The organism is Naasia sp. SYSU D00057 (assembly GCF_017916505.1).
In the GTDB taxonomy this organism is placed as follows: domain Bacteria; phylum Actinomycetota; class Actinomycetes; order Actinomycetales; family Microbacteriaceae; genus Naasia.
The window spans coordinates 61,511-85,344 of record NZ_JAFMSZ010000001.1 but is presented as its reverse complement, the minus strand read 5'-3'; the positions used below and the strand labels follow the sequence as shown (position 1 = coordinate 85,344).

The window sequence follows — 23,834 nt, the reverse complement described above, 5'->3', positions numbered from 1 at the left end:
AAGGAGCGAACATGAGCGACGAGCCGGAGATCCGGAAGGGCCTCGCCGGGGTGACGGTCGACGTCACCGCCGTCTCGAAGGTGAACCCGGAGACGAACTCCCTCCTCTACCGCGGCTACCCGGTGCAGGAGCTGGCGGCGTCGAAGAGCTTCGAGGAGGTCGCCTGGCTGCTCTGGCACGGCGAGCTGCCCACCGAGGAGGAGCTCGCGGGCCTGGTGGCTCGGGAGCGGGCCTCCCGCGCGCTCGAGCCGGAGATCCGGGCGGTCGTGGATGCCCTGCCGACGACCGCGCATCCGATGGACGTCGTGCGCACCGCCGTCAGCGTGATGGGCGCCCTCGATCCGACGACCGACGACGCGTCGCCCGAGGCGAACCTCGCCAAGGCGGAGCGGCTGTGGGCGAAGCTGCCCGCCGTGATCGCCTGGGACCAGCGCCGCCGCCACGGACTCGACCCGATCGAGCCGGATCCGGGGCTCGACTACTCGGCGAACTTCCTCTGGATGGCCTTCGGCGAGACGCCGGATCCGGTCGCCGTCGACGCGTTCCGGGTGTCGATGGTGCTCTACGCGGAGCACTCGTTCAACGCCTCCACCTTCACGGCGCGCGTCATCACGTCGACCCTCTCCGACCTCTACTCGGCGGTGACCGGGGCGGTCGGGGCGCTCAAGGGGCCGCTGCACGGCGGCGCGAACGAGGCCGTGCTGCACACGTTCGAGGAGATCGGCCTCGGCGACGGATCGCCGGAGCGCGCGGTGCGCTGGCTCGACGACGCGCTCGCGAACAAGCGGAAGATCATGGGCTTCGGCCACCGCGTGTACAAGCGCGGCGACTCGCGGGTGCCGACCATGCGGGCGGCGCTCGAGCGCCTCGCCGTGCACTACGACCGGCCCGACGTGCTCGAGCTGTACCGCGCGCTCGAGGACGCCATGACCGAGCGAAAAGGCATCCTGCCGAACCTCGACTACCCGTCCGGGCCCGCCTACGCGCTCCTCGGCTTCGACACCGCGACCCTCACTCCCCTCTTCGTCGCCTCCCGCGTCACCGGGTGGACGGCGCACATCATGGAGCAGCTCGCGGCCAACGCCCTCATCCGGCCGCTGTCCGCGTACGTCGGGGAGGACGAGCGGCACGTGTGAGGTGCCGCCGTTCCGCCGAGCGCGCCCTGAAACACCGAGCGCGCCCTGTGCACGGGGTGCGCTCGGTGCTGCGGGGTGCGTCAGCGGCGGGAGTCGCGCTCCGCAAGGGCGGCCAGGCGGGCGTTGTAGGCGTTCAGCTCCGCGTCGCCGTCGCGCTCCGCCGCCCGGTCCGAGCGCTTCGCGGCGCGCGCATCCGAGCGGATCCACTGGCGCACCACGACGAGCGCGACCAGCACCGTCGGCACCTCGCCGGCGCCCCAGGCCAGGCCGCCGCCCGCTCGCTGGTCGGCGAGCAGGGCCGCGTCGTCGGTGTAGCCGAGCGCGTGCCACCAGTCGAGGGCGAGGATCTCCTCCTGCGACATGAGGGCCAGGCCGAAGAAGGCGTGGAACGTGAGCGTGGCGAGCAGCACGAGAAGGCGGACGGGCGGGCTCGGCCTCTGCGGGCCCGGGTCCTCGCCGATGAGCACCCAGTAGAAGAGATACCCGCCGAGCAGGAAGTGCAGCACCATCAGCACGTGGCCCTGGTGCTCGGACAGGGAGAACGGGAACCAGTCGGTGTAGTAGAAGACGACGAGGCTGCCGGCGAAGATCAGCCCGGCGATCACCGGGTTCGAGAAGACGCGCGCCACCCGGGAGTGCACGAGCACGAGCAGCCACTCGCGGATGCCGCGGCTGCCGTCGCGGCGTACGGGGAGCGCCCGCATCGCGAGCAGGATGGGCGCGCCGAGCACGAGCAGCGGCGGCACGAACATCATGAGCCCCATGTGCTGCAGCATGTGCGTGCTGAAGGACGCGGGCCCGTAGACGCCGGGTCCGCCGTTCGTCACGTAGACGAGCCCCAGGCAGCCGAGGACCCAGGGGATGGTGCGGCGCAGGGGCCACGCGTCGCCGCGCCTGCGCAGGCGGGCGACGCCGACGAGGTACGTGCCGAGCAGGATGCCGGCGAGACCCAGGAACGCGACGTCGAGGTGCCACTCGGTGAGCATCCGCGGGAAGGACACCGGCGGCGGCTCGGGGTAGCCGACGAGGCCGAGGAAGGCGTCCGTCGACGCGTCCGGATCCTGCGACACCGGCGGCGCCGAGCGCGACAGCGCGACCGAGAGGCCCATGGCGACCGCCATTCCCACGACCTCGCCGACCGCGAGGCGCAGGAAGGCGGCGCGGTCGCCGGCGTCGGCAGCGAGGCGCGGCAGCAGGCGCCGTCGGTGCAGGATCCCGGCGACGCCGAGGGCGACCAGGAGGACGGCCTTCGCCGTGACGAGGAGCCCATAGCCGGTGGCGACCAGGTCGGCGGGCGACCCGAGGCGCAGCCACGCGTTGACGAGCCCGGACGCGGCGACCGCGAAGAACGCCCAGCCGGCGAGGATCGAGTAGCGCGCGGCCACAGTCCCGAGGGCGTCGCCGATCCGGCGGCGCAGCAGGACCAGCCCGACGAGTCCGCCCGCCCAGGCGGTGACCGCGATCAGGTGGATCGCCATGCTGCTCACGGCGTTGCCGTGCTCGTCGGCGCCCGCGGCGTGGCCGGACAGCGACAGCGGCAGCAGGGCGGCGACGGCGGCGGCGTTCGCGACGGCGACCCAGGCGATCCGGCGGGCGAGCAGGCTGACGACGAGCACCGCCGCGGCGAGCAGCGCCGAGAGCGCGAGCTGCTGGCCGAGCTCGATGCCCGTCGCGAAGTAGCCGATCTGCGAGCGGAAGAGGTCACTGCCGACCGGGGTGCCGAGCACGTCGGCGGCGGCGAGGAGCAGGACGGCGACCTGCGCCGCGGTCCACACCCCAGCGGCGACGGCGGCCCAGCGGGTCGCGGTCCACTGGCTGAAGCTGACGAGGCCCTTCACCTCCCGCTGCCCGGGCAGCGCGAAGGTCGCGAGCGTGAGCAGGCCGATGGCGAGCGAGGCGGAGCCGTCCGCCAGCAGCCGGGCGATCGGGAGCCCGCGGGTCACGAGGACACCCGGGTCGACGAGCAGCTGCGCGTTCAGCGCGCCCGTCACGGCGAGGCCCGCGAACAGCGCGACCAGGGCGACCGGGACGGTGGCGGCGAGGAGGACGGGGAGGACGGCGGACTCCCGGGGCGGGGCGTCCCGCTCCAGGCGGAGGGCCTCCGCTGTGGTCACCCCTCCACAGTAATCGCCGAAGCCGAGAGGACCGCTCAGTCGTAGACCCGCACGACGCTCCAGCCGCGGTCGCCCTCGACGAGGTCGAACATCAGCGACTGGCCGCCGGCGGTCGTGCCCTGGAGCCGCCAGCCGACGATGCGGCGGGCGGCGTGCGTGAGGGCGGGGCACCATTCGTCCTCGGTGAGCGGCGTCGGGGTGTCGGTGACCCGGTAGCGGACGCCGTCCCACACGAGCCGGGCGGGCATCCCGTTCACGAGCCAGACGGCGACCTCGGCCGGCACGGTGAGCACGCTCATCGGTTCCTCCGTTCGAAAGTATGTTCGAATGACGAGAAGCGTACGACGGCCCGCGCCGACACGCCAACGCTGGGGCGCAGCACCTCGCCCCTCGGCTGCGCTCCCCGGTCGCCCGGTATCGTCGGGGGATCATGGCGTGGCGCACCGTTGTCGGGCTGGCGCGCCTCCTCGCGGCGGCCGCCGGCGTCATCGCACTCATCGCCCGCTTCGTCTACGGGCTCGGCTTCCGCAGCTTCGTCTCCACCGACTTCTTCGGCTACCTGACCATGCAGAGCAACATCGCGCTCGTCGCCGTCAATGTCGCCGCGGGCGTCCTCGCCCTGCGCGGACGGGAGGAGACCCCGCGCTTCTCGGCGCTCCGCTGCTCGGTCACCTGCTTCGTGATCGTCGCCGGGGTCGTGTTCGGCGTCCTCGCGAGCCAGGCGCCGGCGCTCGGCTACCGGCTCGACGTGCCCTGGTCCGACCAGGTGCTGCACTTCTTCCTGCCGACCTTCACCCTGATCGACTGGCTCGTGTCCCCGGGGCGGCAGCGGGTGCGGTGGCGGACGCTCGCCCTCATCGTGGGCTATCCGATCGTCTGGGGGATCCTCACGATCGTCCGCGGCCGGATCGTCGGCTGGTACCCGTACTTCTTCCTCGACCCCGCGCAGGCCGGCTACCCGGCATCGTTCCTGCTCTACTCGGCCGGGGCGCTCGCGCTCTTCGCGCTCATCGGCGCCGGGCTGATCGCCGCCACGCGAACCGCCCCGCTGGTCGAGCAGGAGCTGCGGCATCCGATCGACCACGGGCCGACGCTCGCGCACCGGCTGCTGCTGCTCCTGCTCAGCCGGCCGCCGCGAAGGGCTCGAGACTCCGGGACAGCGCGGCGCTGAAGTCGGTCTCGTCGAGGTCGGCGAGGGCGGTGGCCGCCTCGGCGCCGACCAGGCCGACGAGGATCGGCTCCCCCGTCAGCGGTTCGAGGTTGACCCAGTCGGCGATCGGCAGGTCGCCCCCGAGGACCGTCCAGACGACGGCGTCGGTTCCCCAGAACGCATCGTCGAACCGGAGCCACACGACGTCGGAGTCGCCGAATCCGAGATCCGCGATCGCCGCCCTCTGCGCGAAGGGCAGCGCCGGGTCGAAGGTGAGGCCCTGATCCTTCAGCACGCCGAGGGGGACGGTGACGACCACACGGTCGACGCTCACCGCCTCGCCGGTCGAAAGCCGGAGGCTGACCCCGGCGTCGCTGTAGCTGATCGAGGTGACCGGCGTCGACAGCCACACGTCGAGGCCGTCGACGAGGTCCTCGACCACGCGGTCGAGACCCCCGAGCACCAGCTGGCCGCTCGTCGCCGAAGTGTCGACGTCGGCGTACCAGGAGGAGAGCGCGTCGGCGGACGCCCCGTAGGGCAGGGCGACCCGGTCGCGCAGGTACGCGGCGAGGCGGTCCGCCGGCGACGGGGCGCCGTCCTCGCTGAGCTCGCCCGCTCCGGAGCTCGCGAGCGCGACGGACAGCGACACGTCCTCGGGCCGGCCGGCGGCCCAGCCGAGCGCATCCCGCACCGCGCGCTCGCCGTCGTCCCCGGCGCCCGCCTCGGCGCCGTCGGCCGTGAGGAGGCGGGGTTCGCCGGGCAGCTCGGCCGTCTCGATATCGAGCAGCTGCAGGCGGGCGGCGAGGCTCTCGGCGCGCGCCCCGCGGACCCAGGCCGCGCCGAGTTCGACGGGCACGGGCCAGTCGTCGGAGCGGCGCGTGTCGATCCGCCCGCCCACCCGGTCCCGGGCCTCGATGAGGGTGACGGTGTGGCCGTACTCAGCGAGGCGACGGGCCGCTGTCGCGCCGGCGGCACCCGCGCCGATGACGGCGATGCGCTCCGACCCGGCGGTGACGGCCTGCACCTCGCCGGCGACGCGGACGCCGGAGTCGAGGGCGCCCGGGACGGTGCCGGGCTCTTCCTCGGCGGTCGCCTCGCCCGCGAAGAAGACGCGCTCCCCGACCGGGGTCCGCAGCACCGCGCGCTGCTCGGGCGACGAGCCGACCGCCACGAAGCTCGCGGCTCCGCGCGCGAACTGGTCCGTGCTCCAGGAGCTCCGGACCACCGCGGCGGGAGCCGGCACGCCACCCGTCGGGGACGGGCTCGGGGAGGGCACGCCGGTCGGCGACGGGGAGGGCGCCTCCGGGGTGCATGCGGCGAGGACCAGCACCGAGAGGCCGGAGGCGGCACCGGCGAGGAAGGTCCGTCGCGTGAAGCTCATGCTGGGGCTCAGCCTAGGGCGTGCTCCCGCCCGGAACGGCACGACGGCAGGGGCGGCCGATAGTGTTGCCCGGTTGCCGTCGCCCGCCCCCGATCCCCTGGTCCGCCGCCTCCGCGACGCGGGCTGCGTCTTCGCGGAGGACGAGGCACGGCTGCTCCGCGGGGCGGCGCCGTCCGAGGCGGCGCTCGAGGCGCTCACCGGTCGCCGGATCGCCGGGGAGCCGCTCGAGTACGTGCTCGGCTGGGCCGAGTTCCGCGGCCGGCGACTCGCGGTCGCGCCCGGCGTCTTCGTGCCCCGGCGGCGCACCGAGCTGCTCGCGCGCGAGGCGGTCCGGGTCGCGCACGCCGGCGATGTGGTGCTCGACCTCTGCTGCGGCGTCGGCGCCGTGGCGACCGTGCTCGCCGCGGACGTGCCGGGGATCGAGCTCCACGCGGCCGACCTCGACCCCGCCGCGACCGCTTGCGCCCGCCGCAACCTGCCCCCCACCGCGGCCGTGCACACGGGCGACCTCTACGCCGCGCTCCCCGGTTCCCTGCGCGGCCGCATCGACGTCCTCGCGGCCAACGCGCCGTACGTGCCGACCGAGCGCATCGCCCTCATGCCGCCGGAGGCGCGGCTGCACGAGGAGCACGCGGCGCTCGACGGCGGAGCGGACGGGCTCGAGCTGCAGCGGCGGATAGCGCGGGAGGGCCGGGACTGGCTCGCCCCGGGCGGCGTGGTGCTGTTCGAGACCAGCGAGCAGCAGGCTCCGGCGACCGCCGCGATCCTCGTCGAGGCGGGACTCCGCCCCCGCTCCGTCCGGTCGGAGCGCCTCGACGCGACCGTCGTGCTGGGCAGGCGCAGAGGCGGCACAGGGCGAAAACCTAGCCGGCAGCAGGTAGCGTGACGGGGTTCCGCTTCCGCAGTTGAAAGGCCGTCGTGCGCCGCACTCTCCCCCTCGTCTCCGCCGCGGTGATCCTCGCCGCGCTCACCGGGTGCTCGTCCGACGCCCCCGACGCGACCAGCACGACCCCGGCGACCGACGCCTCCGCGGTCGACGTCTGCTCCGCCGAGTCGGGCTCCGCATCCGAGGCCGTCGACGTCAGCGGCGACTTCGGCGCAACACCGCAGGTGAGCTTCGACGGCGGCATCGGCGCCGACACCACCGAGCGCACGACCGTCATCGAGGGGTCGGGCGACGAGGTGGAGCCGGGCTCCACCGTCGAGGTCGCGTACACGCTCTACAACGGCGAGAACTCGGCGCTGCTCGCGAGCGCCGGCTTCGACGGCGCCCCCACCGAGGTCTTCAGCGCCGACGCCGGCATGTACCTCGCCGGCCTCGCGAAGACGATCGGCTGCGCGTCGGTCGGCTCCCGCGTCGTCTCCGTCATCCCGCCCGCCGACGCCTTCGGCGACACCGGCAACGAGAGCCTCGGCATCACGGCCGAGCAGTCGCTCGTCGTCGTCATGGACATCCAGTCGCTCGTGCCCACCAAGGCGTGGGGCACCGAGGAGGCCGCGCCGGAGGGACTCCCCCAGGTGACGCTCGCCGAGGACGGCGCGCCGACGGTGGCGATCCCGAGCACCGACCCGCCCGCCGAGCTGCAGGTCGCGGTGCTGAAGAAGGGCGACGGCGAGGCCGTGCCCGAAGGGGCGACCGTCACGGTGCAGTACCAGGGCGTGCAGTGGGACACCGGCGAGGTGTTCGACCAGAGCTGGGGGCAGACGCCCACCTCGTTCTCGCTCGGCGCGGTCGTGCCCGGCTTCTCCAGCGCGATCGCCGGCCAGACGGTCGGCTCGCAGGTGCTCGCCGTCATCCCGCCGGCGCTCGGCTACGGCGAGGCGGCGGCCGACAGCACGAATGCGCTGGCCGGCAAGACCCTCGTCTTCGTGATCGACATCCTCGCGGTCAACTAGGAGCCGCTCCTCCCGGTGATCCGGGTGTGCACGAAACGACGAAGGGACCGCGGCGTGCCGCGGTCCCTTCGTCGTGCTGTGTCCTAGCGGAGGCCCTCGATCTCGATGGTCGCCGAGCCGCCCAGGTTGAGGGAGTCGCCGGGGAGGACCCGGAGAGCCTCATCCGTCGGGATGAGCCGCGGCTGCTGGCCCCGGCGCGTGAGCACCGTGCCGTTCGTCGAGTCGAGGTCGCGGGCGAACACGCTGTCGCCCTCCGCCCTCAGCTCGAGGTGGTTGCGGGAGATGTCGGTGAGCGAGGAGTCGAGGGCGATCGCCTCCGCCTCCGGGTCGTCGGCGCGGGCCGACGGGCTGCGGCCGAGCAGCACGGTGTGGTCGGCGGCGACGCGCCGGCCGTCGGGCAGGACGATCGCGAGGCTGAGGTACGCCTCCGGCGACTCGGCGGGGTCGAGCTCTTCGGCCTCGTCCTCGTTCTCGTCGAGCGGCTCCTCCGGGAGGATGCTGCCGCGGACGAAGCCGGGCACCCGGCTCGTCTCGCCGAACTCGAGCAGCGACTCGAAGAGATCCTCGGCGTCCTCCTCCGTCGTCTCGACCTCCGCCGGCGCCACCGGCACCGTGGTCTCCTGGGCTGCGGCGGCCGACTCGTCCTCGATGGCGGCGGGCGACGCGACGCGCAGCGGCAGCGGCGCCTCCACCTCACGGCCGGCGATGCCGGCCTCGATGGTCACGCCGTCCGAGTCCTGAGCGACGAGACCGCCCTCCGAGAACACGCGCAGCGTGTCGCCGTCGCGGACGACGAGCACGAACTCCGTGGCCGAGTCGAGAGCGGCGAGAGCGGGGATGCGGTCCTCCGCACCACCGGAGCGCTCCGTCTCGCGCTGGCGACGGCGGGACGGAAGGACTTCCTGGGCTTCTGCGACAGGCGTGACGGGGCGCACGTCCGTGCCCTCGTCGAGGGTGAGCGGGGTCGCGGTCATGTTGTGCCACCTTCTTTCGGGATGAGGCCGACGGGGGGCAGTTAACCCATCGGAAGTCCCGATGCGCGGCGCGACGCGCCGATGTCCCCCGTTTCCGGGCCTTGCGCGCCCCCGTTGCGCGGCACTCACCCTGTCCCTTTCGCCGAGTGCTCCCTGGAGCACCGAGTGCACCCCGTGCCCAGGGTGCACTCGGTGTTCCGGGGCGCGCTCGGCGGAGGAGAGAACTGGGAGAGTTCTTCGCAACCCCTTCCGCTCGGCAGGGAGCGGTATAGCCTGTCCTCTGTAGTTGTGTTGTGAGTTTGCATTTCCGGCTGCCGCTCGTCGGCATCCTCGGATCGCGAGAACGACAGCGTGACATGGGCGTCGCGAAAAGCGCGTCGTCGCACCGAGGAAGAGAAAGAGAACGAGATGCCGACTGGCACCGTGAAGTGGTTCAACGCCGAAAAGGGCTTCGGCTTCATCGCCCCCGACGACGGAGGCGCCGACGTGTTCGCGCACCACTCCGCCATCGACGCGCGGGGCTTCCGCTCGCTGGACGAGAACCAGCGCGTGGAGTTCGAGATCGTGGCGGGCGCCAAGGGCCCCCAGGCCTCGAACATCCACGTCATCAGCTGACCTGCTCCTGACAAGCGAAGGGCCCCCGCCGGATGGCGGGGGCCCTTCGTCGTGCGTGCGCTACTTCTTCTCGACCGCGTCCTTCACCGCGCCCATCGTCTTCTCGACGATGTTGGGCTTGTCGTCGGTGCCGTAGAAGCGGCCGTCCGGGCGGGTGGGCGGCGGCATCGGCACCCCCGCCTGCGGCTCGGCGCGGTAGGAGAACTCGCCGTGGCCGTCGGGCGTCGGACCCTTGGCCCAGGATCCCTCCGCCGCCTGCTGGCCGTCCGAGAAGTTGATGTACTCGTAGGACACGTCCCGGTCCTCCTTCGAGATGGGGAAGTTGCTCGGCACGGGCAGCACCTCGAGCCCGTCCTCGCGCAGCTCCTGCGTGGCGCGCACCCATTGGTTCTGGTGCATGGTGTCGCGGGCCAGCAGGAAGGACAGCAGGTCGCGCACGCCGTGGTCGTCGGTCATGTGGTAGAGCCGCGCGACCTGCAGCCTGCCCTGCATCTCCGCGTTCGCGTTGGCCGTGAAGTCGGCGAGCATGTTGCCGCTCGCGGTGATGTACGAGCCCTGCCACGGGTTGCCGTTGCTGTCGACCGCGCGGGCTCCCGCACCGGCGACGATGGCGTGCTGGACGTCCATGCCCCCCATGACGGCGCCGAGCACAGGGTCGGCCTTCGCGGCGTCCTCGGCGGCCTGGATGGGCGCCTTCTCGAGCAGCTGGGCGATCATGACGGCGAGCATCTCGACGTGGCCCATCTCCTCGGCACCGATGCCGAAGAGCAGGTCGCGGTACTTGCCGGGGATGTGCGAGTTCCACGCCTGGAAGCCGTACTGCAGCGCGACGGTGATCTCGCCGTACTGCCCGCCGAGCACCTCCTGCAGCCGGCGCGCGAAGAGCGCGTCCGGCTTGTCCGGGGACGCCTTGTGCTGCAGTTCCTGTCGATGGAAGTACATGCGGTTCCTTTTCTCTCGAGCGGGTGGGTCGCTTCGACGCTAGGTCGGGGCCCGGAGCCGTGGTAGGACCTTGACCGTGGGGGGACGGCGGACGAGGCTGGAAGGGCTCTCCTCTCCGGGGCGAGGAATGCTCACCCTTTCGGTCGTCATCCCGGTGAAGGACGACGCGGTGCCCCTCGAGCGGTGCCTCCGCGACCTGGCGGCACAGACGCGCGCGCCGGACGAGATCGTGGTCGTCGACAACGGCAGCACGGACGACTCGGCGGAGGTCGCCCGGCGCTTCGGCGCCCGCGTCGTCCCCGAGCCGAGGCCCGGCATCCCGGCGGCCGCGAGCACGGGCTACGACGCGGCGACAGGGGATGTCGTCGCGCGCTGCGACGCCGACAGCCGGCTCCCCCGCGACTGGACCGAGCGGGTGCTCGCCGGGCTGGCGGACGTGGACGCGGTCACCGGTCCCGGCCGGTTCTACGACGTCCCGGCGCGCCTCGCGCGCCTCTCCCGGCTCTTCTCCGCGCTCTATCTCGGCGCCTACGTGGCGACCACCGGCCTCGCACTGGGGCACGCTCCGCTGTTCGGCTCGAACCTCGGGATGCGGCGCAGCGCGTGGCTGGCCGTGCGGGAGGACGTCCACCGCGACGATCCGGAGATCCACGACGACCTCGACCTCGCGGTGCACCTCGGCACGGGCCACCGCATCCGCTGGGACCGCAGCCTCGTGGTCGGCATCTCGAGCCGCCCGTTCCGGGACCGGGCCGCGCTGCGGCGGCGCTTCCGCCGCGGCATGCGCTCGCTCACGCTGCACTGGCCCGAGGAGTACCCGCCGTACCGATGGGCGCGGCGGATCCGAAACCGGTCAGCCGTTCGGGAATGACGGGCGGCGGGAGCCGGTTGGCCCTGGTATGCCACTGACTGGAGAGTACGCACCGAGCCCGTCCGACTGGGCGCGCGAGCAGGCCGAGCTGTTCGAGAGGACGAGGGGCGCCGAGGGCAACACGCTGCGCGGCCGGCCCATCATCCTGCTCACCTCGGTGGGGGCGAAGTCGGGCAAGCTCCGCAAGACGCCGCTCATGCGGGTCGAGCACGACGGCGAGTACGCCGTCGTCGCGTCGAAGGGCGGAGCCCCCGAGCACCCGGTCTGGTACTACAACCTGGTCGCCCACCCGCTAGTCGAGCTGCAGGACGGCGCCGTGACGAAGGACTACCTCGCCCGCATCGCCACGGGCGAGGAGCGCGAGATCTGGTGGGAGCGTGCCGTCGCCACCTGGCCGGACTACGCCGGGTACGCGACCCGCACGGATCGGGAGATCCCCGTCTTCGTGCTCACTCCCGTCGGGGACTGACCCCGGCCCGGCGCCCCGGGCGCCACCGGCGCGGGTTCGTGCCTCAGAGCGACGCGAACGGGGCGGTGACGCCGGCGCTCACCATGCGCAGGTCCAGCTCGGTGACGGCGACGCTCGCGAGGTCCTGCAGCGTGGCGACCTCGTCGTCGGTGATCCCGCGCGGCTCGAAGTCGAGCACGCAGAGGGTGCCGAGGTTGTGCCCGTCGCTCGTGCGCAGCGGGACGCCCGCGTAGAACTGCAACCCGAACTCGCCGGTGACCAGGGGATTTTCCTGCGCCCGCGGGTCGACCCGCGCATCCTCGATGATCCACGGCGCGTCCTGCAGGATCGCCGAGGCGCACAGCCCGGGGTCGCGGTCGATCTGATCGAGGTCGATCCCGTGGTGCGACTTGAACCAGATGCGGTCCGCGTCGACGATGCTGAGAATCGACACCGGCGCGTCGAGCACCCGCGCCGCGAGCGCGGTCAGGCGGTCGAACGAGGGCTCAGGCGCCGTGTCGAGGACGCCGTAGCGGTGCACCGCGGAGAGCCGCGCGGCCTCGCGATCCTGCTCCGCCGGCGCCGGGTGCGGGACGAGGGCGGGCTGCACCCCGCTCTCGGCCATCACGAGCTGGCGGAGGGTGAGGACGAGCTCGGCGACGCCCGGCCGGTCGGCGGGGTCGCGCGCGGTCATCGCGGTGAGCACGTCGCGCCAGGCGGGCGGCACGCTGTCGGGCACGACCGGGTCCTCGGTGAGACGGCGCAGGGCCGACTCGACGACCCCACCGGGGAAGGCGACGGTGCCGGTGAAGCACTCGAGCAGGACGAGCCCGAGCGAGTAGACGTCGCTCGCGCCCGTGACCGGGTCGCGGCGCGCCTGCTCGGGACTGAGGTACGCGGCGGTGCCGGTGGTCTGCTCACCGGAGGAGGGCACACGGCCCTCGAGGTCGGCGATGCCGAAGTCGGTGAGCTTCGCCCGGGCGAGCCGGCCGCTGCCCGGCTCGACGAGGAGGATGTTGGCGGGCTTCACGTCGCGGTGCACGACGCCCTCCACGTGCAGGTATTCGAGGCCCTCCGCGAGGTCGTAGCCGATCTGCGCGATCTCGAGCGCCGACAGCGGCCCCCGAGCGAGCCTCTCCTTGAGGTCTGGCCCGCGCACCAGCTCCATCACGAGGTAGATGTGGGGCGAGCCGTCGTCGTCGATGTCGACGCCCGCGTCGAGCAGGGTGACGACGCTGTGGTGGCTGAGCGACGCGAGCAGCTTGACCTCGGTGCGCTGACGCCGGATCTCGTCCTCGCCGGCCGCGCCGGTCCGGAAGATCTTGACGGCGACGTCACGGCCGAGCAGCTCGTCGCGCGCCTGCACGACCGCCGCCATCCCACCGCGTCCGATCACCTCGCCCATGCGGTAGCGTCCGCGAAGCGAACCCGCCTCGCCCGTCGCTGCCCCCACAGGCACCCCCTTCGTCCGGTTCAGTGTAAGCACGCCCTCCCCCGGAGCCGTGTGCCCCGCACGGGGGCTGGCCGCATCCGCCGACTCTCGCCCCGCGCTGTGCGAGACTGCGGTCATGGGTCTCGCCGCGCCGCTCGCGCGCCGGCTGGGCACGGCGGACGCGGTCGTGCTCGGGCTCGCCTCGATGATCGGCGCCGGCGTGTACACCGCCTTCGCCCCGGCCGCCGCCGCGGCCGGCTCCGCGCTGCTGGTGGGCCTCGCGATCGCCGCCCTGGTGGCGTTCTGCAATGCGACTTCCACGGCCCAGCTCGCCGCCGTCCACCCCGTGTCGGGCGGCGCGTATGCGTACGGCCGGGCCGAGCTCGGCCCCTGGTGGGGGTTCCTCGCCGGGTGGAGCTTCGTGCTCGGCAAGACCGCCAGCGTCGGCGCCATGGGACTGACCGTGGGCGTGTACCTCGCCCCCGCCGGCTGGGAGCGCGCGGTCGGCGTGGCCGCCGTGCTCGGCGTCACGGCGGTCAACCTGCGCGGAGTGACCCGGACGGCCGCCGCCGCGCGCGTCCTCGTCACGGTCGCCGTGGCGGGGGTGATCCTCGCGATCCTCGCGGGCGCCGCAGCCGCAGGCGGACCGGTCGCGAACCCGGGCGCGCTCGACGGCGGCGCCTACGGCGTGCTCCAGTCGGCCGGCTTGCTGTTCTTCGCGTTCGCCGGCTACGCCCGGATCGCGACGCTCGGCGAGGAGGTGCGCGATCCGGCGCACACCATCCCGCGCGCCATCGTGCTCGCGCTGGGCGCGACGGTGCTGCTCTATGCGACCGTCGCCGTCACGCTGCTGCTCGCCCTCGGCCCCGACGGTCTCGCCCGCTCCTCAGCGCCGCTGCAGGCCGCGGCGGACGCGGCCGGCTGGGGATGGGCGGTGCCCGTCCTGGGGGTCACGGCCGCCGTCGCCGCGCTCGGCTCCCTCCTCGCCCTCACGGCGGGCCTCGGGCGGACGGTCCTCGCGATGGCGCGCGAGCGGGACCTGCCCGCGCCGCTCGCCGCCGTCTCCTCCGCCACCGCGGTGCCCGCCCGCGCGCAGCTCGCCGTCGCGGCCGCCGCCTGCCTCCTGCTGCTCGTCGCCGACCTCCGCACGGCCATCGGCTTCTCGTCGTTCGGAGTGCTGCTCTACTACCTCGTCGCGAACCTGGCGGCGTTCCGGCAGACCGGCGGCGCCCGGCGGTATCCGCGGGTGCTGCAGGTCATCGGCGCGGCCGGCTGCGTGCTCCTCGCTCTCACCGTCCCTCCGGCCGGGCTCGCCGCGGGCGCCGCCGTCCTGCTGGTCGGCGTCGGCTGCCGCGCCGTGCGGCTGCGCCGCGGACTGCGCCGGCGGCCGGATGTAAACCCCTGACGCACCAGGACGCCGCCGCCTAGCGTGAGATCGGGCCGCGTCCGACGCCGCCCGGAAGGCGGACGACATGGGTGCAGCAGGACGCGCGGCGGCTCTCGCCGGAGTCGCGCTCGCCGGAGTCGCGACGTGGCGCGGCGTGCACGCGCGCCTGGAGCGGCGCCGCAGGGATGCCGGGGAGCGCTGGCGCGTGGTCACCGTCCTGGCCTCTCCCGAGAGGCTCGCCGAGGACGCCTACCCCGAGCCGCTGCGCTCGGCCGCTCCAGCCCTCGAGATCAGGACGGCGCCCGCTCCGGGCATGCGCGGCATCGAGCTCTCCGCCCGGATGCTGCCGGACGCGGCGGCGGCGCCCCTGCTAAAGCGACTCACCGGCATGCCGCCCGCCGACGCGGTGCGCACGGTGCTCCGCGACACCAAGCAGGTGCTCGAGGCCGGCGAGGTGCTCCGCGTGGACCCGCGCCCGCACGGCCATCGGGCGGCCACGCCATTCGGCGCTGTCGTCGACGGCGTCGAGCAGGCGGCGAAGGGGAAGGGGATCCTGTGAAGGCGGTCACCTGGCAGGGCGTCAACAAGGTCGGCGTGGAGGAGGTCGACGAGCCGACGCTGCTCAACGAGCACGACATCCTCGTCAAGGTCACCCTCACGACGACCTGCGGCTCGGACCTGCACCTGCTCGGCGGATACATCCCAACCATGCGCTCGGGCGACGTCCTCGGCCACGAGTTCCTCGGCGAGGTCGTCGAGGTCGGCCGAGGCGTCTCGAGGCGGAAGGTCGGGGAGCGGGTCGTCGTGTCCTCGTTCATCGCGTGCGGCCGCTGCTGGTACTGCGAGCAGGGCCTCTTCTCGCTCTGCGACAACGGCAATCCGAATCCCGGCATCACCGAGGGGCTGTGGGGGCAGAGCGTCGGCGGGTGCCTCGGCTACTCGCACGCGATGGGCGGGTACGCCGGCTCGCACGCCGAGTACGTGCGGGTGCCGTACGGCGACGTCGGCGCCTTCCCGGTGCCCGACGACGTGCCGGACCTCCGCGCCCTGTTCGCGTCCGACGCCGCCTCGACCGGCTGGATGGGCGCCGACCTCGGCGGCGTCGGCCCCGGCTCCACGGTGGCCGTCTGGGGCGCTGGAGCGGTGGGGCAGATGGCCGCGCGGGCGTCCCTGCTGCTCGGCGCCGAGCGGGTCCTCGTGATAGATCGGCTGCCGGAGCGGCTCGCCCAGGTGCGCGAGCACATCGGCGCGGAGGTTCTCGACTACAGCGAGGAGGACGTGCTGCCGGCGCTCCGCGAGCTGACCGGCGGTCGCGGCCCCGACGTGTGCATCGAGGCGGTCGGCATGGAGGCGCACCGGCCCGGGCTCGACTACGCGTACGACCAGGTGAAGCAGCAGCTCCGCCTGCAGACGGACCGGCCCACCGCGGTGCGCGAAGCCGTGATGGCGGCCCGGAAGGGCGGCAGCGTCTTCGTGCTCGGCGTGTTCGGCGGCCTCGTCGACAAGTTCCCGCTCGGTGCGGTGATGAACAAGGGCCTCACCCTGCGCGGCGCGCAGATGCACGGGCAGCGCTACATCCCGATGCTGCTCGAGCGCATGCAGGCGGGAGAGCTGACGACCGAGCACCTCGCGACGCACGTGATGCCGCTCGACGAGGCGGCGCGAGGCTACGAGCTGTTCAAGTCGAAGGGCGACGGCTGCGTGCGGTCCGTCTTCCGGCCCTGATTCCGCGAACGCCGCCAGCCCGGATGCGGGCGAAGCGGATCCGCCCGCCCGTGTCAATCCCCTATGCGCCCCAGTGGACCCCTGCTTGGGTTTTCCCCATGACGCTCGCCATGGACTCCGACCTCCTCGAGATCACGCCCCTCAGCAGCACCGAGTGGCGCGTCTGCGACGGCCGTATGCCGGTGTCGGATCCCCGCCGCGTGCTCGCTCTCGTCGAGCGGGCCCAGCACTATGTGCTCGTCACCTGGATGGCCCCGCACGAGGGCTGGGCCGCCTTCCCGAACTTCGAGGCCGCGCTCCGCGCGCTCCGCCTCACGTGCGCGGCGCGCCAGCGCGCGACCGCCGCCTGACGCTGGTCGCTTCGGCCACCAGCGGCTCGAGCGTCACTGCTGCTCGAACCCCCAGCTCTGCTCCTCGGCGTCGCCATCGGGTTCCGGCACCAAGGCGATCGTCACACCCGTGGTGACGAGGAGCCGGACGGGTGTCAGCCGGCCCTCCCCGAAGTTCGCCTCGAGCCAGTGCGGCTTCCCCCGGCGAAGGGCGTCGTCGAGCTCCTGACGCACATCGTCAGGCCGGCGTCCGCTGATCGTGTAGATGAAGCCGCCGTAGTGGACGCAGATCCGACTCGACATCAGTGGCCGGCGTGCGCGTCGTCGCCGTCGAGCCGGCGGGCGTCGGCCGGCTCAGGCACGATGCGCAGGCCGGCCGACGAGTTCGCCGTGGACATGAGGTCCTCGATCCAGCTGCGGTTGATGGCGGGCGCCCGTCCGCCGTGGTACTTGTACACGATCGAGATGGCGGGGTGCAGCCACACGGTCGAGCGGCCGTCGCCGACGGCGGTGTCGTCGCGCCAGGAGAAGTAGAACGACTCGTTGCGGCGCAGCTTCGCGCCGATCACGATCTGCAGGTGAGCGAGCACGCGGTCGTCGAAGTCCACGACGAGGGTCGAATCGTAGGTGAATTTCCCCATTCGCCACCCCTCCTCAGCGCCAGGGCCGCCAACCCAGGCTCCTCTCATCCTCGGCTCCGGTCAATCCCCTATGCCGTCTTCGGCATGGCGAGGAGGCTGGCCCGGTGCGACGGGTCTATTACGCCGGCAGCCACGTACTCACGAGCGACCGGGTGTGCAAGGCGATGCTGCGGTTCGCGCGGGCGCTGGCCGAGAACCAGTCCTCCGACGTCGTCAGCATCCCGGTGGTCACGGAGGGCGGAAGCAGGGCCTACGCCCACTTCCTCCTGGGCCCCGCGAGCCAGATCTTCTCGACCCCGGTGGAGAACAGCGCCGACGAGCCGTTCGACGCGGACGTGGTCCGGGACTTGGAGGAGCGGACGCGCCTGCTCCATCCGAGCACACCGGACTGGCCCGACGAGATGATCGACGTGCCGGACCTCGACCTCGACCTGGATCTCGACCGCCGCATCTGATCAGCCGCCGTTCGGCGGGCCGCCGTACACGCCGCGTCGGTACGCGGCGGGCGGGGAGTAGTGCACCGCGCGATCGGCCGCCTCGAGGGAGGTGTACCGCCCGAGAAGCCGCCGGCGAGCGGGGTCGAGGTCGAACGAGACGACACGGTAGTGCTCGTGCGGACCGCCCCGGTCGATCAGCCGGACGACGGCCGCCGGCACCCGATCGTCGTCCCGCATCAGCACCCACTCGTCCCGCCCGATGCGGATGGGCCCCGTCCCCCGCCAGTGCGCCACGCCACCCCTCCCCCAACGAAGGCGCCCGGCCGCGCGGAATCGATGGTAATCGGCGACCCTGACACGGGGCGCCCCCGGGACTCGGTGCACAGCCGGTGACCCGGGTGCGGACGGCACGTAGGGTCGAGGGCAGGAGGTGTCCGATGGCACGACCGACCGGGGACGACGCGTCCCGACATGGCCTGCTGACCGCACGGCCGGGACTTCCGCGGAAGGAGCCGCTCGGACCCGGACTGAACGCCCTGCCCGGGCCGGGCGGGGACCACGTGCTGCTCGTGCCCGACTCCAGCCCGGACACGCCGCTGCCGCTCATCGTGTTCCTGCACGGCTCCGGGGCGCAGCCCGCCCGGTCGCTGCACTTCCTCGAGGCGGAGGCGCAGCGGCTCGGGTTCCTGCTGCTCCTGCCGAAGTCGCTGCACTACACGTGGGACGTCATCCTCGGCGGCTTCGGCCCCGATGTGGCGTCGCTCGACGCGGTGCTCGCCGAGATCTTCGACCTGTTCCCCGTCGATCCCGAGCGGGTGGCCCTGTCCGGCTTCTCGGACGGCGCGTCCTACGCGCTGACGCTCGGCATGCGCAACGGCGAGCTGTTCCGCCGGATTCTCGCCTACTCCCCCGGCTTCACCGTGCCGGGGCCCGGCTCCGGTCGGCCCGCCGTGTTCGTCTCCCACGGCACCGACGACCCGGTCCTGCCCATCGACCGCTGCAGCCGGGTCATCGTCCCCGGCCTCCTGCGCGAGGGCTACGAGGTCGACTACCGGGAGTTCCGCGGCGGCCACGAGGTGCCGGCGGACCAGGTCGCCGCGTCGCTGACCTTCCTTGGGGAGCCGACCGCCTAGCGGCGACCGGCTCGCGGCGACGCCGGCGGCCGCGGTGTGCGGCTGTCGCACGTCGTTGCGAGGCGGTCAGCGGCCGTAGGAGGCGGCGAGGCGGCGGAAGCCCTCGTCGAGGGACACCTGCGGGCGCCACTGCAGGTCGGCGCGGGTGCGCCGCTGGTCGAACCAGTGGGCGGTCGAGAGCTGATCGGCGAGGAAGCGCGTCATGGGCGGCTCGTCCTCGCCGGGGCGGATCCGCCACACGGCCTCGACGGCTCCCCCGGCGGCCCTCGCGAGGCCCGGTGGGACGCTCCAGGAAGGGGCCGGCGCACCCGCTGCGGCGCAGATGCCGGCGAGCATCTCGGCGACCGGCCGCGGCTCCCCGTTGGTCACGACGTAGGACCCGCCGTGCACCGCCTCGGCGCGCTCGAGCGCGGCGAGCAGCGCCGAGGCGGCGTTGTCGACGTAGGTGGTGTCGATGAGCGCCGCGCCCGACCCGAGCAGCGGCAGCCGCCGGGACCGTGCACGCTCGACGATGCGAGCCACGAGCTGCGGGTCGCCGGGACCCCACACGAGGTGCGGGCGCACGACGACCACGGCGAACCCGTCGGCGTCGGCGTCGAGGGCGAGCCGCTCGCCGAGCGCCTTGGTGCGCGCGTACTCGCCGCGTGCATGCTCGGGGTCGGCGGGGGCCGCGTCGTCCCCGGCGATGGAGGCGCCCGTATGCGCCACCGAAGGCGACGAGACGTGCACGAAGCGGCGCACGCCGGCCCGCCGGGCGGCGCCCAGCAGCGTCCGAGTGCCCTCGATGTTGACGGCGGCGAAATCGGCCGGGTCGCCGGCGAGCGAGACCTTCGCCGCCAGGTGGACGACGGCCTCGACGCCCTCGACCGCCGCCGCGACGGCTGCCGCGTCGGTCAGCGAGCCGCGGACGTCCTCGACGCCCTCGAGGTTCGCCGGCCCCCTCTGGAAGGTCCGCACCTCATGGCCGGCCGCCGCGACGGTCCGCGCGGTCGCGCCGCCCAGCATGCCGCTCGCGCCCGTGACGAGGACCCTCACGGCAGCACCATCCGGCCGCCGGCGAGAACGCCTTCGGCCCAGCGCGACAGGCGGGTGCGATCGACCTTCGAGTTGTGCCGGATGTCGGTGGGCAGGCGCGGCACGACGAGCACGGCCGCGATCGGGACGCCCGCCGCCGCACGCACCCGCGCGGCCAGCTCGGGGCTCGCGATACCCGGGCGGCGCACCGCAGGAGCCAGCTCGACGACCGCCACGGCCTGCTGGGTGCCGACCGGCCCGATGCCCGCGAGCCCCGCGCGCACGACCTCGGGGAGCGCGCCGATGCGCTGCTCGGGCCCGACCGGGGTGAGAACGCCGTCCGCGGTGACGAGGACGTGCACGAGCCGTCCCTCCACCCAGAGGCGGCCCTCGGCGTCCAGGTGCCCCACGTCGCCGGTCCGGTGCCACCGGGAGCCGTCCGGCTCGCGGAGGTCGGCGTCGCGCTGGGTGAGCCACAGGCGGTCGTAGCCGTCGCGGAGATGCCGGGCCGACACGACGATCTCTCCGGTGCGGCCCGGCTCCTCGGACGGGACGCCCGACGCGGCTCCCGCCGAGTCGAGCGCGGCGATGCGGACGCGCACGCCCGCGATCGGAGCGCCGACGCAGACCCCCTCCTCGGCAGAACCGGAGGAGTCGGTGGCCCGGATCAGGTCGAGGCTCGCCGCCGTCATGAGGAGCCCCTCGGTCATGCCGTAGGGCGTCGACGGAGTGGCGTTGGGCAGGAGCCGGCCGATCCCCTCGAGCAGGTCCCGCGCGACCGGCGCGCCGGCGGACAGCACGGTGCGGACCCGGGTCAGCGCGTCCCGCTGCGACGGGGAAAGGGCGTCCGCGGTGGCGACGACGTTGGCGACCGCGGCCGGCGAGAGGAACACGACGGTGGCGTCGACGGCGGCGGCCGCGTCCGCCACCGCGGTGGCGGTGAGCGTCGCGGGTGAGGTGACGTCCATGTCGGGCGTCGCGGAGCGGGCGCCGAGGGCGGGGCCGAGGAGCGCGAACGGCGCGAAGCCCGCGACGAGCCCCGTCCCCACGCCGACGCCGTAGTGGCTCGCGAGGGCGTCGCGCAGCGCCTGCAGCTGAGCGTGGGTGTAGACGACCCCCTTCGCCGGGCCGGTCGACCCGGAGGTGAACAGGACGGCGGCGGTCGCGGACGATGGCGGCGGAGCCGGCAGCGCCGTTCCGCGGCCCGCCTCGATCAGCTCACCAAACGAGGCGGCGACGCCGAGCGCGCGGCGGGTGGGCAGCGGCAGGCGGGCGACTGAGATCCGCTGACCCGGCCAGCCGAGGGCGCGGGCGGCGGTGAGGCCCGGCACGGCGCCGATCACGTGGTCGGGGCGGGCGCCCGTGACCGCGCGGCTGAGGCCGGCGACGCCGAGGCCCGCGTCGGCGACGACGACGATCGCGCCGATGCGCAGGCACGCGTAGAGCGCGGCGGTGAGGTCGGCGCCGGGCGGCACGAGGAGAGAGACCCGGTCGCCGGGAGCGACGCCCGCGGCGACCAGTCCGGCGGCGAGCTCACCGACGCGGCGGGACAGCAGTCGCCAGCTGATCGTGCGCGGGCCGCCGCCTCCCGGCGGCGCCAGCTCGACGAGCGCGGGCTCGTCGCTGTCCGCCTGGCTCTCGAGCACCGACCAGAGGCGCGCGCCGGCGTCGGCCGCCGACGGCTCGTCGTCGACGGCCCTGGGCCGCTCGCCCAGCCACTCCAGCACGGCGGCGGCGTAGTCGACGTCCTCGGCGATCAGGTGCCCGGCGGCCGGGAACCGGTGCACCCGGGCGAAGCGCAGCCGGCCGAGCAGATCGTCGAGGTAGCGGTCGCGGAAGACCGGGTCCTTCGCCCCCCAGAGCACGAGCGCCGGCACGTCGAGCCCGCGGACGCCCTTGGCGATGCGGTCGAGCTCAGCCCGGCTGGGGTGGGACTCGTCCACCGGGATGTCGGCGACGAAGTCGCGGATGCCGGACCGACGGTCGGCCGTCCCGTACGGCGCGCGGTAGGCGTCCTTCACCTCCGCGGGGAGGGGCGGGTGCCCGAGCGCCAGGGTGGTCTCGAGGAAGGCGGGCGTCGTCCGCGTGGCCGGCGCGAGGAGCGCGGGCTGCAGGGCGAGCCGCAGCGGGGCCGGGATGGGGTCGTCCTCCGGCTGGTGCACCGCCGTGTTGAGGGTGACGACGCCGGCGAGCCGGTCGGCGTGGTCGACGGCCCAGCCGAGGGCGACGACTCCGCCCCAGTCGTGCCCGACCGTGACGACCGGCCCGGGAAGGGCCAGCTCGTCGGTGAGCAGCCCGAGATCGCGGACGCGGTCGGCGAGGCGCCGCCTCGTTCCGGTGCGCGCGGAGAAGCCCATCTCCAGCTGGTCGGGAGCCACGACGCGCCAGGCCGGCGCGCCCGCCTCCGCAGCGGCGGTCGCGGCGGCGACGAGGCGGCGCCAGAGGTAGGACCAGGTGGGATTGCCGTGCACGCAGAGGAGGGTGCCGACCGGCTCGACGCCGAGCTCGGCGAGGCGCGGGCCGTTGTCGAGCACGTGCCACGAAGCCTCGCCCGGCACGTCGACGAGCCGGGAGAACGCCGGATCGAGTCCGGGCAGCCCTCTCGGCGGAAGGGCGGCGGGCGCCGCGGGGCCCTGTCCGGCTCCTTCCGCCTCGCGCGGAAGGGCAGCCGGGGCCGCCGGGCTCACCAGGCCAGTTCCAGCATCGAGGTGTTGAGGCCGGAGCCGACGCCCATGAGGAGCACGCGGTTGCCGGGCTGGAGCCGGTCCTTCTCGTCGACGAGCGTCATCGGGATCGAGGCGGGGCCGACGTTGCCGTAACGGGGGTAGGTGAGGGGAACGCGCGCGCGATCCAGGCCGACGGCCTTCACGAACGCGTTCGTGTGCACGTCCGACACCTGGTGCATGATGTAGCGGTCCATCCCCTGCCAGTTCCAGTCGCGGGTGGCCTCCTTCCAGGCGGAGACCACGAGGTCCATCCCGCCCTTCAGCAGGGCCTTCGCGTCGGTGAACATGCCGTCGACGCTGCCGACGCAGACGTCGTGGAACTGGGTGGCCGCCCGGGTGATGCCGCCGACGAGGCGGTGTCCGGACGGGTGGGCGTCGGCCGGGCCGAGCACGGCCGCCGCGGCGCCGGAGCCGAGGGTGAGGGTCGCGAACTCGCTCATGAAGTCGGCGCGCTTGATGTCCGGGCGCATCAGGCGCTCGATCGTGTTCACCTGGATCTGGTCGGCGTCCTCGCCGTCGATGACGACCGCGTACTTGATCTGGCCGGAGTCGATCATCTGAGCGGCGAGGCTCATGCCGTTGACGAAGCCGAGGCACGCGTTCGCGATGTCGAAGTTGATGGCCGAGGAGGGCAGGCCGAGGCCGTGGTGCAGGCGCACCGCGACGGACGGCTCGAGGTGGGGCCGGGTCACCGACGTGTTGATGAGCAGGCCGACCTCATCGGGCCGGATGCCGGCGTCCTGCAGGGCGCGGCTGCCCGCGTCGATCGCGGCGTCGTCGAAGGTGACGCCCTCACCCCAGTTGCGCCGCTCCTGGATGCCGGCGACGCGCTGCAGGAGTCCCGAGGGGAGCCGCAGCCGCTTGAGCACCGGGCGGAGGCGGTCGTCGATCTGCTCCGAGGTCGTCACCCGAGGGGCGACCGTGCTCGCGACCGACAGCAGAGACACGTTGCGGTGCCTCCACGTAGCATTTCCGTCCAACCAACGCTCCTGTCCACTTGCGCACGCACTCGGCGTGTTCCCCCATTGTCCCCCTGTCGGGGGCGCGTGGCGGACCAGCGGGCTGGGGGTGGACAGCGGGCCGGAATGTGCGCCACGCCGAGCGGACGTAGTCTCGGGGCATGGCGGACTCGGTGCGCGTCGACGTGTGGCTGTGGGCGGTCCGCGTCTACAAGACCCGCTCGCTCGCCACTGCGGCGTGCAAGGCGGGCCACGTGCGGGTCAACGGCGAGCGCGCGAAGCCGGCCCAGACGGTGCGGATCGGCGACGAGGTCATCGCGCGCACGGACCGTGACCACATCCTCGGCGTGCGGGCTCTGCTGCTGAAGCGCGTCGGCGCCCCTGTCGCCCGTGAGGCGGTCGACGACCGCACTCCTCCCCCGCCGCCGCGGACGGAGGCCCCCGCCCCGATCCTGCGGGATCGCGGTGCGGGCCGCCCCACGAAGCGGGAGCGCCGCGACCTGGAGCGGCTCCGCTCCCGCTAG

At 73.8% G+C, this 23,834-nt stretch carries 26 protein-coding genes; 14 read left to right on the top strand and 12 right to left on the bottom strand.

The genetic code is table 11. The annotated features are described in order from the left end of the window. The first annotated feature begins 11 nt into the window (after positions 1-11). Positions 12-1,136: a bifunctional 2-methylcitrate synthase/citrate synthase gene (locus tag J3P36_RS00425; protein WP_210505269.1), complete on the top strand. Its 1,125-nt coding sequence runs from the start codon at positions 12-14 to the stop codon at positions 1,134-1,136. A gap of 80 nt (positions 1,137-1,216) precedes the next feature. Here J3P36_RS00425 and J3P36_RS00420 read toward each other — a convergent pair whose 3' ends face one another. Both J3P36_RS00420 and J3P36_RS16105 read right to left on the bottom strand, forming a co-directional pair. Continuing rightward, a complete protein-coding gene (locus J3P36_RS00420) occupies positions 1,217-3,250 on the bottom strand; it encodes a cytochrome c oxidase assembly protein (protein WP_307806895.1) in 2,034 nt (677 codons plus the stop codon). Positions 3,251-3,285: 35 nt separating this feature from the next. Next, positions 3,286-3,549, bottom strand: a complete 264-nt coding sequence (locus tag J3P36_RS16105; RefSeq protein ID WP_246854103.1) for a hypothetical protein — start codon at positions 3,547-3,549, stop codon at positions 3,286-3,288. Positions 3,550-3,680: 131 nt separating this feature from the next. Here J3P36_RS16105 and J3P36_RS00415 point away from each other — a divergent pair, with 131 nt between their 5' ends. Next, positions 3,681-4,421 (top strand): Pr6Pr family membrane protein, encoded by a 741-nt coding sequence (locus J3P36_RS00415; RefSeq protein ID WP_210505265.1) that lies wholly within the window; start codon positions 3,681-3,683, stop codon positions 4,419-4,421. On the opposite strand, the gene J3P36_RS00410 is transcribed toward J3P36_RS00415, so the two are convergent. After that, the gene (locus tag J3P36_RS00410) at positions 4,372-5,781 is read right to left on the bottom strand and encodes an FAD-dependent oxidoreductase (RefSeq protein WP_210505263.1); all 1,410 of its coding nucleotides are present in this window, start codon (positions 5,779-5,781) and stop codon (positions 4,372-4,374) included. The genes J3P36_RS00415 and J3P36_RS00410 overlap by 50 nt on opposite strands. Before the next feature lie 73 nt (positions 5,782-5,854). On the opposite strand from J3P36_RS00410, the gene J3P36_RS00405 reads away from it, so the two are divergent. Further along, positions 5,855-6,667 (top strand): putative protein N(5)-glutamine methyltransferase, encoded by an 813-nt coding sequence (locus tag J3P36_RS00405; RefSeq protein ID WP_246854102.1) that lies wholly within the window; start codon positions 5,855-5,857, stop codon positions 6,665-6,667. Between the two features lie 32 nt (positions 6,668-6,699). After that, entirely contained in the window at positions 6,700-7,677 is a 978-nt protein-coding gene (locus J3P36_RS16680) for an FKBP-type peptidyl-prolyl cis-trans isomerase (RefSeq protein ID WP_210505261.1), read from the top strand. Between the two features lie 83 nt (positions 7,678-7,760). On the opposite strand, the gene J3P36_RS00395 is transcribed toward J3P36_RS16680, so the two are convergent. Beyond that, on the bottom strand, positions 7,761-8,651 hold the full coding sequence (locus J3P36_RS00395; RefSeq protein WP_210505259.1) for an FHA domain-containing protein: 891 nt from the start codon (positions 8,649-8,651) through the stop codon (positions 7,761-7,763). A gap of 408 nt (positions 8,652-9,059) precedes the next feature. On the opposite strand from J3P36_RS00395, the gene J3P36_RS00390 reads away from it, so the two are divergent. Continuing rightward, a complete protein-coding gene (locus J3P36_RS00390) occupies positions 9,060-9,266 on the top strand; it encodes a cold-shock protein (RefSeq protein ID WP_210505257.1) in 207 nt (68 codons plus the stop codon). 60 nt (positions 9,267-9,326) lie between these two features. Here J3P36_RS00390 and J3P36_RS00385 read toward each other — a convergent pair whose 3' ends face one another. Then, positions 9,327-10,208, bottom strand: coding sequence for a manganese catalase family protein (locus J3P36_RS00385; protein ID WP_210505255.1), 882 nt, complete (start codon positions 10,206-10,208; stop codon positions 9,327-9,329). A gap of 127 nt (positions 10,209-10,335) precedes the next feature. Here J3P36_RS00385 and J3P36_RS00380 point away from each other — a divergent pair, with 127 nt between their 5' ends. After that, positions 10,336-11,079: a glycosyltransferase family 2 protein gene (locus J3P36_RS00380; protein ID WP_210505253.1), complete on the top strand. Its 744-nt coding sequence runs from the start codon at positions 10,336-10,338 to the stop codon at positions 11,077-11,079. A 28-nt stretch (positions 11,080-11,107) separates the two neighbouring features. Continuing rightward, positions 11,108-11,548 (top strand): nitroreductase family deazaflavin-dependent oxidoreductase, encoded by a 441-nt coding sequence (locus J3P36_RS00375; protein WP_210505251.1) that lies wholly within the window; start codon positions 11,108-11,110, stop codon positions 11,546-11,548. A gap of 43 nt (positions 11,549-11,591) precedes the next feature. Here J3P36_RS00375 and J3P36_RS00370 read toward each other — a convergent pair whose 3' ends face one another. Further along, complete coding sequence (locus J3P36_RS00370) at positions 11,592-12,980, bottom strand: protein kinase (RefSeq protein ID WP_307806894.1); 1,389 nt, start codon at positions 12,978-12,980, stop codon at positions 11,592-11,594. Between the two features lie 115 nt (positions 12,981-13,095). On the opposite strand from J3P36_RS00370, the gene J3P36_RS00365 reads away from it, so the two are divergent. The 4 genes from J3P36_RS00365 to J3P36_RS00350 all read left to right on the top strand — a co-directional run bounded on the left by J3P36_RS00365 (position 13,096) and on the right by J3P36_RS00350 (position 16,421). Then, a complete protein-coding gene (locus J3P36_RS00365; RefSeq protein ID WP_210505250.1) occupies positions 13,096-14,364 on the top strand; it encodes an APC family permease in 1,269 nt (422 codons plus the stop codon). A 67-nt stretch (positions 14,365-14,431) separates the two neighbouring features. Further along, positions 14,432-14,905 carry a hypothetical protein gene (locus J3P36_RS00360; protein WP_210505248.1) on the top strand — a complete coding sequence of 158 codons (474 nt, stop codon included), beginning with the start codon at positions 14,432-14,434 and terminating at the stop codon, positions 14,903-14,905. After that, entirely contained in the window at positions 14,902-16,071 is a 1,170-nt protein-coding gene (locus J3P36_RS00355) for a zinc-dependent alcohol dehydrogenase (RefSeq protein ID WP_210505246.1), read from the top strand. Before J3P36_RS00360 ends, J3P36_RS00355 begins: the two co-directional genes overlap by 4 nt. Before the next feature lie 98 nt (positions 16,072-16,169). Then, positions 16,170-16,421, top strand: coding sequence for a hypothetical protein (locus J3P36_RS00350; protein WP_210505244.1), 252 nt, complete (start codon positions 16,170-16,172; stop codon positions 16,419-16,421). Positions 16,422-16,454: 33 nt separating this feature from the next. Here J3P36_RS00350 and J3P36_RS00345 read toward each other — a convergent pair whose 3' ends face one another. Together J3P36_RS00345 and J3P36_RS00340 are read right to left on the bottom strand one after the other, a co-directional pair. Next, positions 16,455-16,703: a hypothetical protein gene (locus J3P36_RS00345; RefSeq protein WP_210505242.1), complete on the bottom strand. Its 249-nt coding sequence runs from the start codon at positions 16,701-16,703 to the stop codon at positions 16,455-16,457. Then, positions 16,703-17,041, bottom strand: a complete 339-nt coding sequence (locus J3P36_RS00340) for an ATP-dependent DNA ligase (RefSeq protein ID WP_210505240.1) — start codon at positions 17,039-17,041, stop codon at positions 16,703-16,705. Before J3P36_RS00340 ends, J3P36_RS00345 begins: the two co-directional genes overlap by 1 nt. A gap of 104 nt (positions 17,042-17,145) precedes the next feature. Here J3P36_RS00340 and J3P36_RS00335 point away from each other — a divergent pair, with 104 nt between their 5' ends. Continuing rightward, complete coding sequence (locus J3P36_RS00335; RefSeq protein WP_210505238.1) at positions 17,146-17,496, top strand: hypothetical protein; 351 nt, start codon at positions 17,146-17,148, stop codon at positions 17,494-17,496. Here the strand turns inward: J3P36_RS00335 and J3P36_RS00330 are convergent, their stop codons facing one another. Further along, a complete protein-coding gene (locus tag J3P36_RS00330) occupies positions 17,497-17,772 on the bottom strand; it encodes a hypothetical protein (protein WP_210505236.1) in 276 nt (91 codons plus the stop codon). 143 nt (positions 17,773-17,915) lie between these two features. Between J3P36_RS00330 and J3P36_RS00325 the strand changes: the two genes are divergently transcribed. Then, the gene (locus J3P36_RS00325; RefSeq protein ID WP_210505234.1) at positions 17,916-18,611 is read left to right on the top strand and encodes an alpha/beta hydrolase; all 696 of its coding nucleotides are present in this window, start codon (positions 17,916-17,918) and stop codon (positions 18,609-18,611) included. Between the two features lie 66 nt (positions 18,612-18,677). Here the strand turns inward: J3P36_RS00325 and J3P36_RS00320 are convergent, their stop codons facing one another. Genes J3P36_RS00320 through J3P36_RS00310 form a run of 3 tightly spaced genes read right to left on the bottom strand, consistent with a single transcriptional unit; the run spans position 18,678 to position 23,331 of the window. Continuing rightward, positions 18,678-19,646 carry an NAD(P)-dependent oxidoreductase gene (locus J3P36_RS00320; protein ID WP_210505232.1) on the bottom strand — a complete coding sequence of 323 codons (969 nt, stop codon included), beginning with the start codon at positions 19,644-19,646 and terminating at the stop codon, positions 18,678-18,680. Then, entirely contained in the window at positions 19,643-22,312 is a 2,670-nt protein-coding gene (locus tag J3P36_RS00315; protein ID WP_210505230.1) for an alpha/beta fold hydrolase, read from the bottom strand. Before J3P36_RS00315 ends, J3P36_RS00320 begins: the two co-directional genes overlap by 4 nt. Next, a complete protein-coding gene (locus tag J3P36_RS00310) occupies positions 22,309-23,331 on the bottom strand; it encodes a 3-oxoacyl-ACP synthase III (RefSeq protein WP_210505228.1) in 1,023 nt (340 codons plus the stop codon). The genes J3P36_RS00315 and J3P36_RS00310 overlap by 4 nt, the downstream gene beginning before the upstream one ends. A 140-nt stretch (positions 23,332-23,471) precedes the next feature. Here J3P36_RS00310 and J3P36_RS00305 point away from each other — a divergent pair, with 140 nt between their 5' ends. After that, positions 23,472-23,834, top strand: a complete 363-nt coding sequence (locus tag J3P36_RS00305; protein ID WP_210505227.1) for an RNA-binding S4 domain-containing protein — start codon at positions 23,472-23,474, stop codon at positions 23,832-23,834.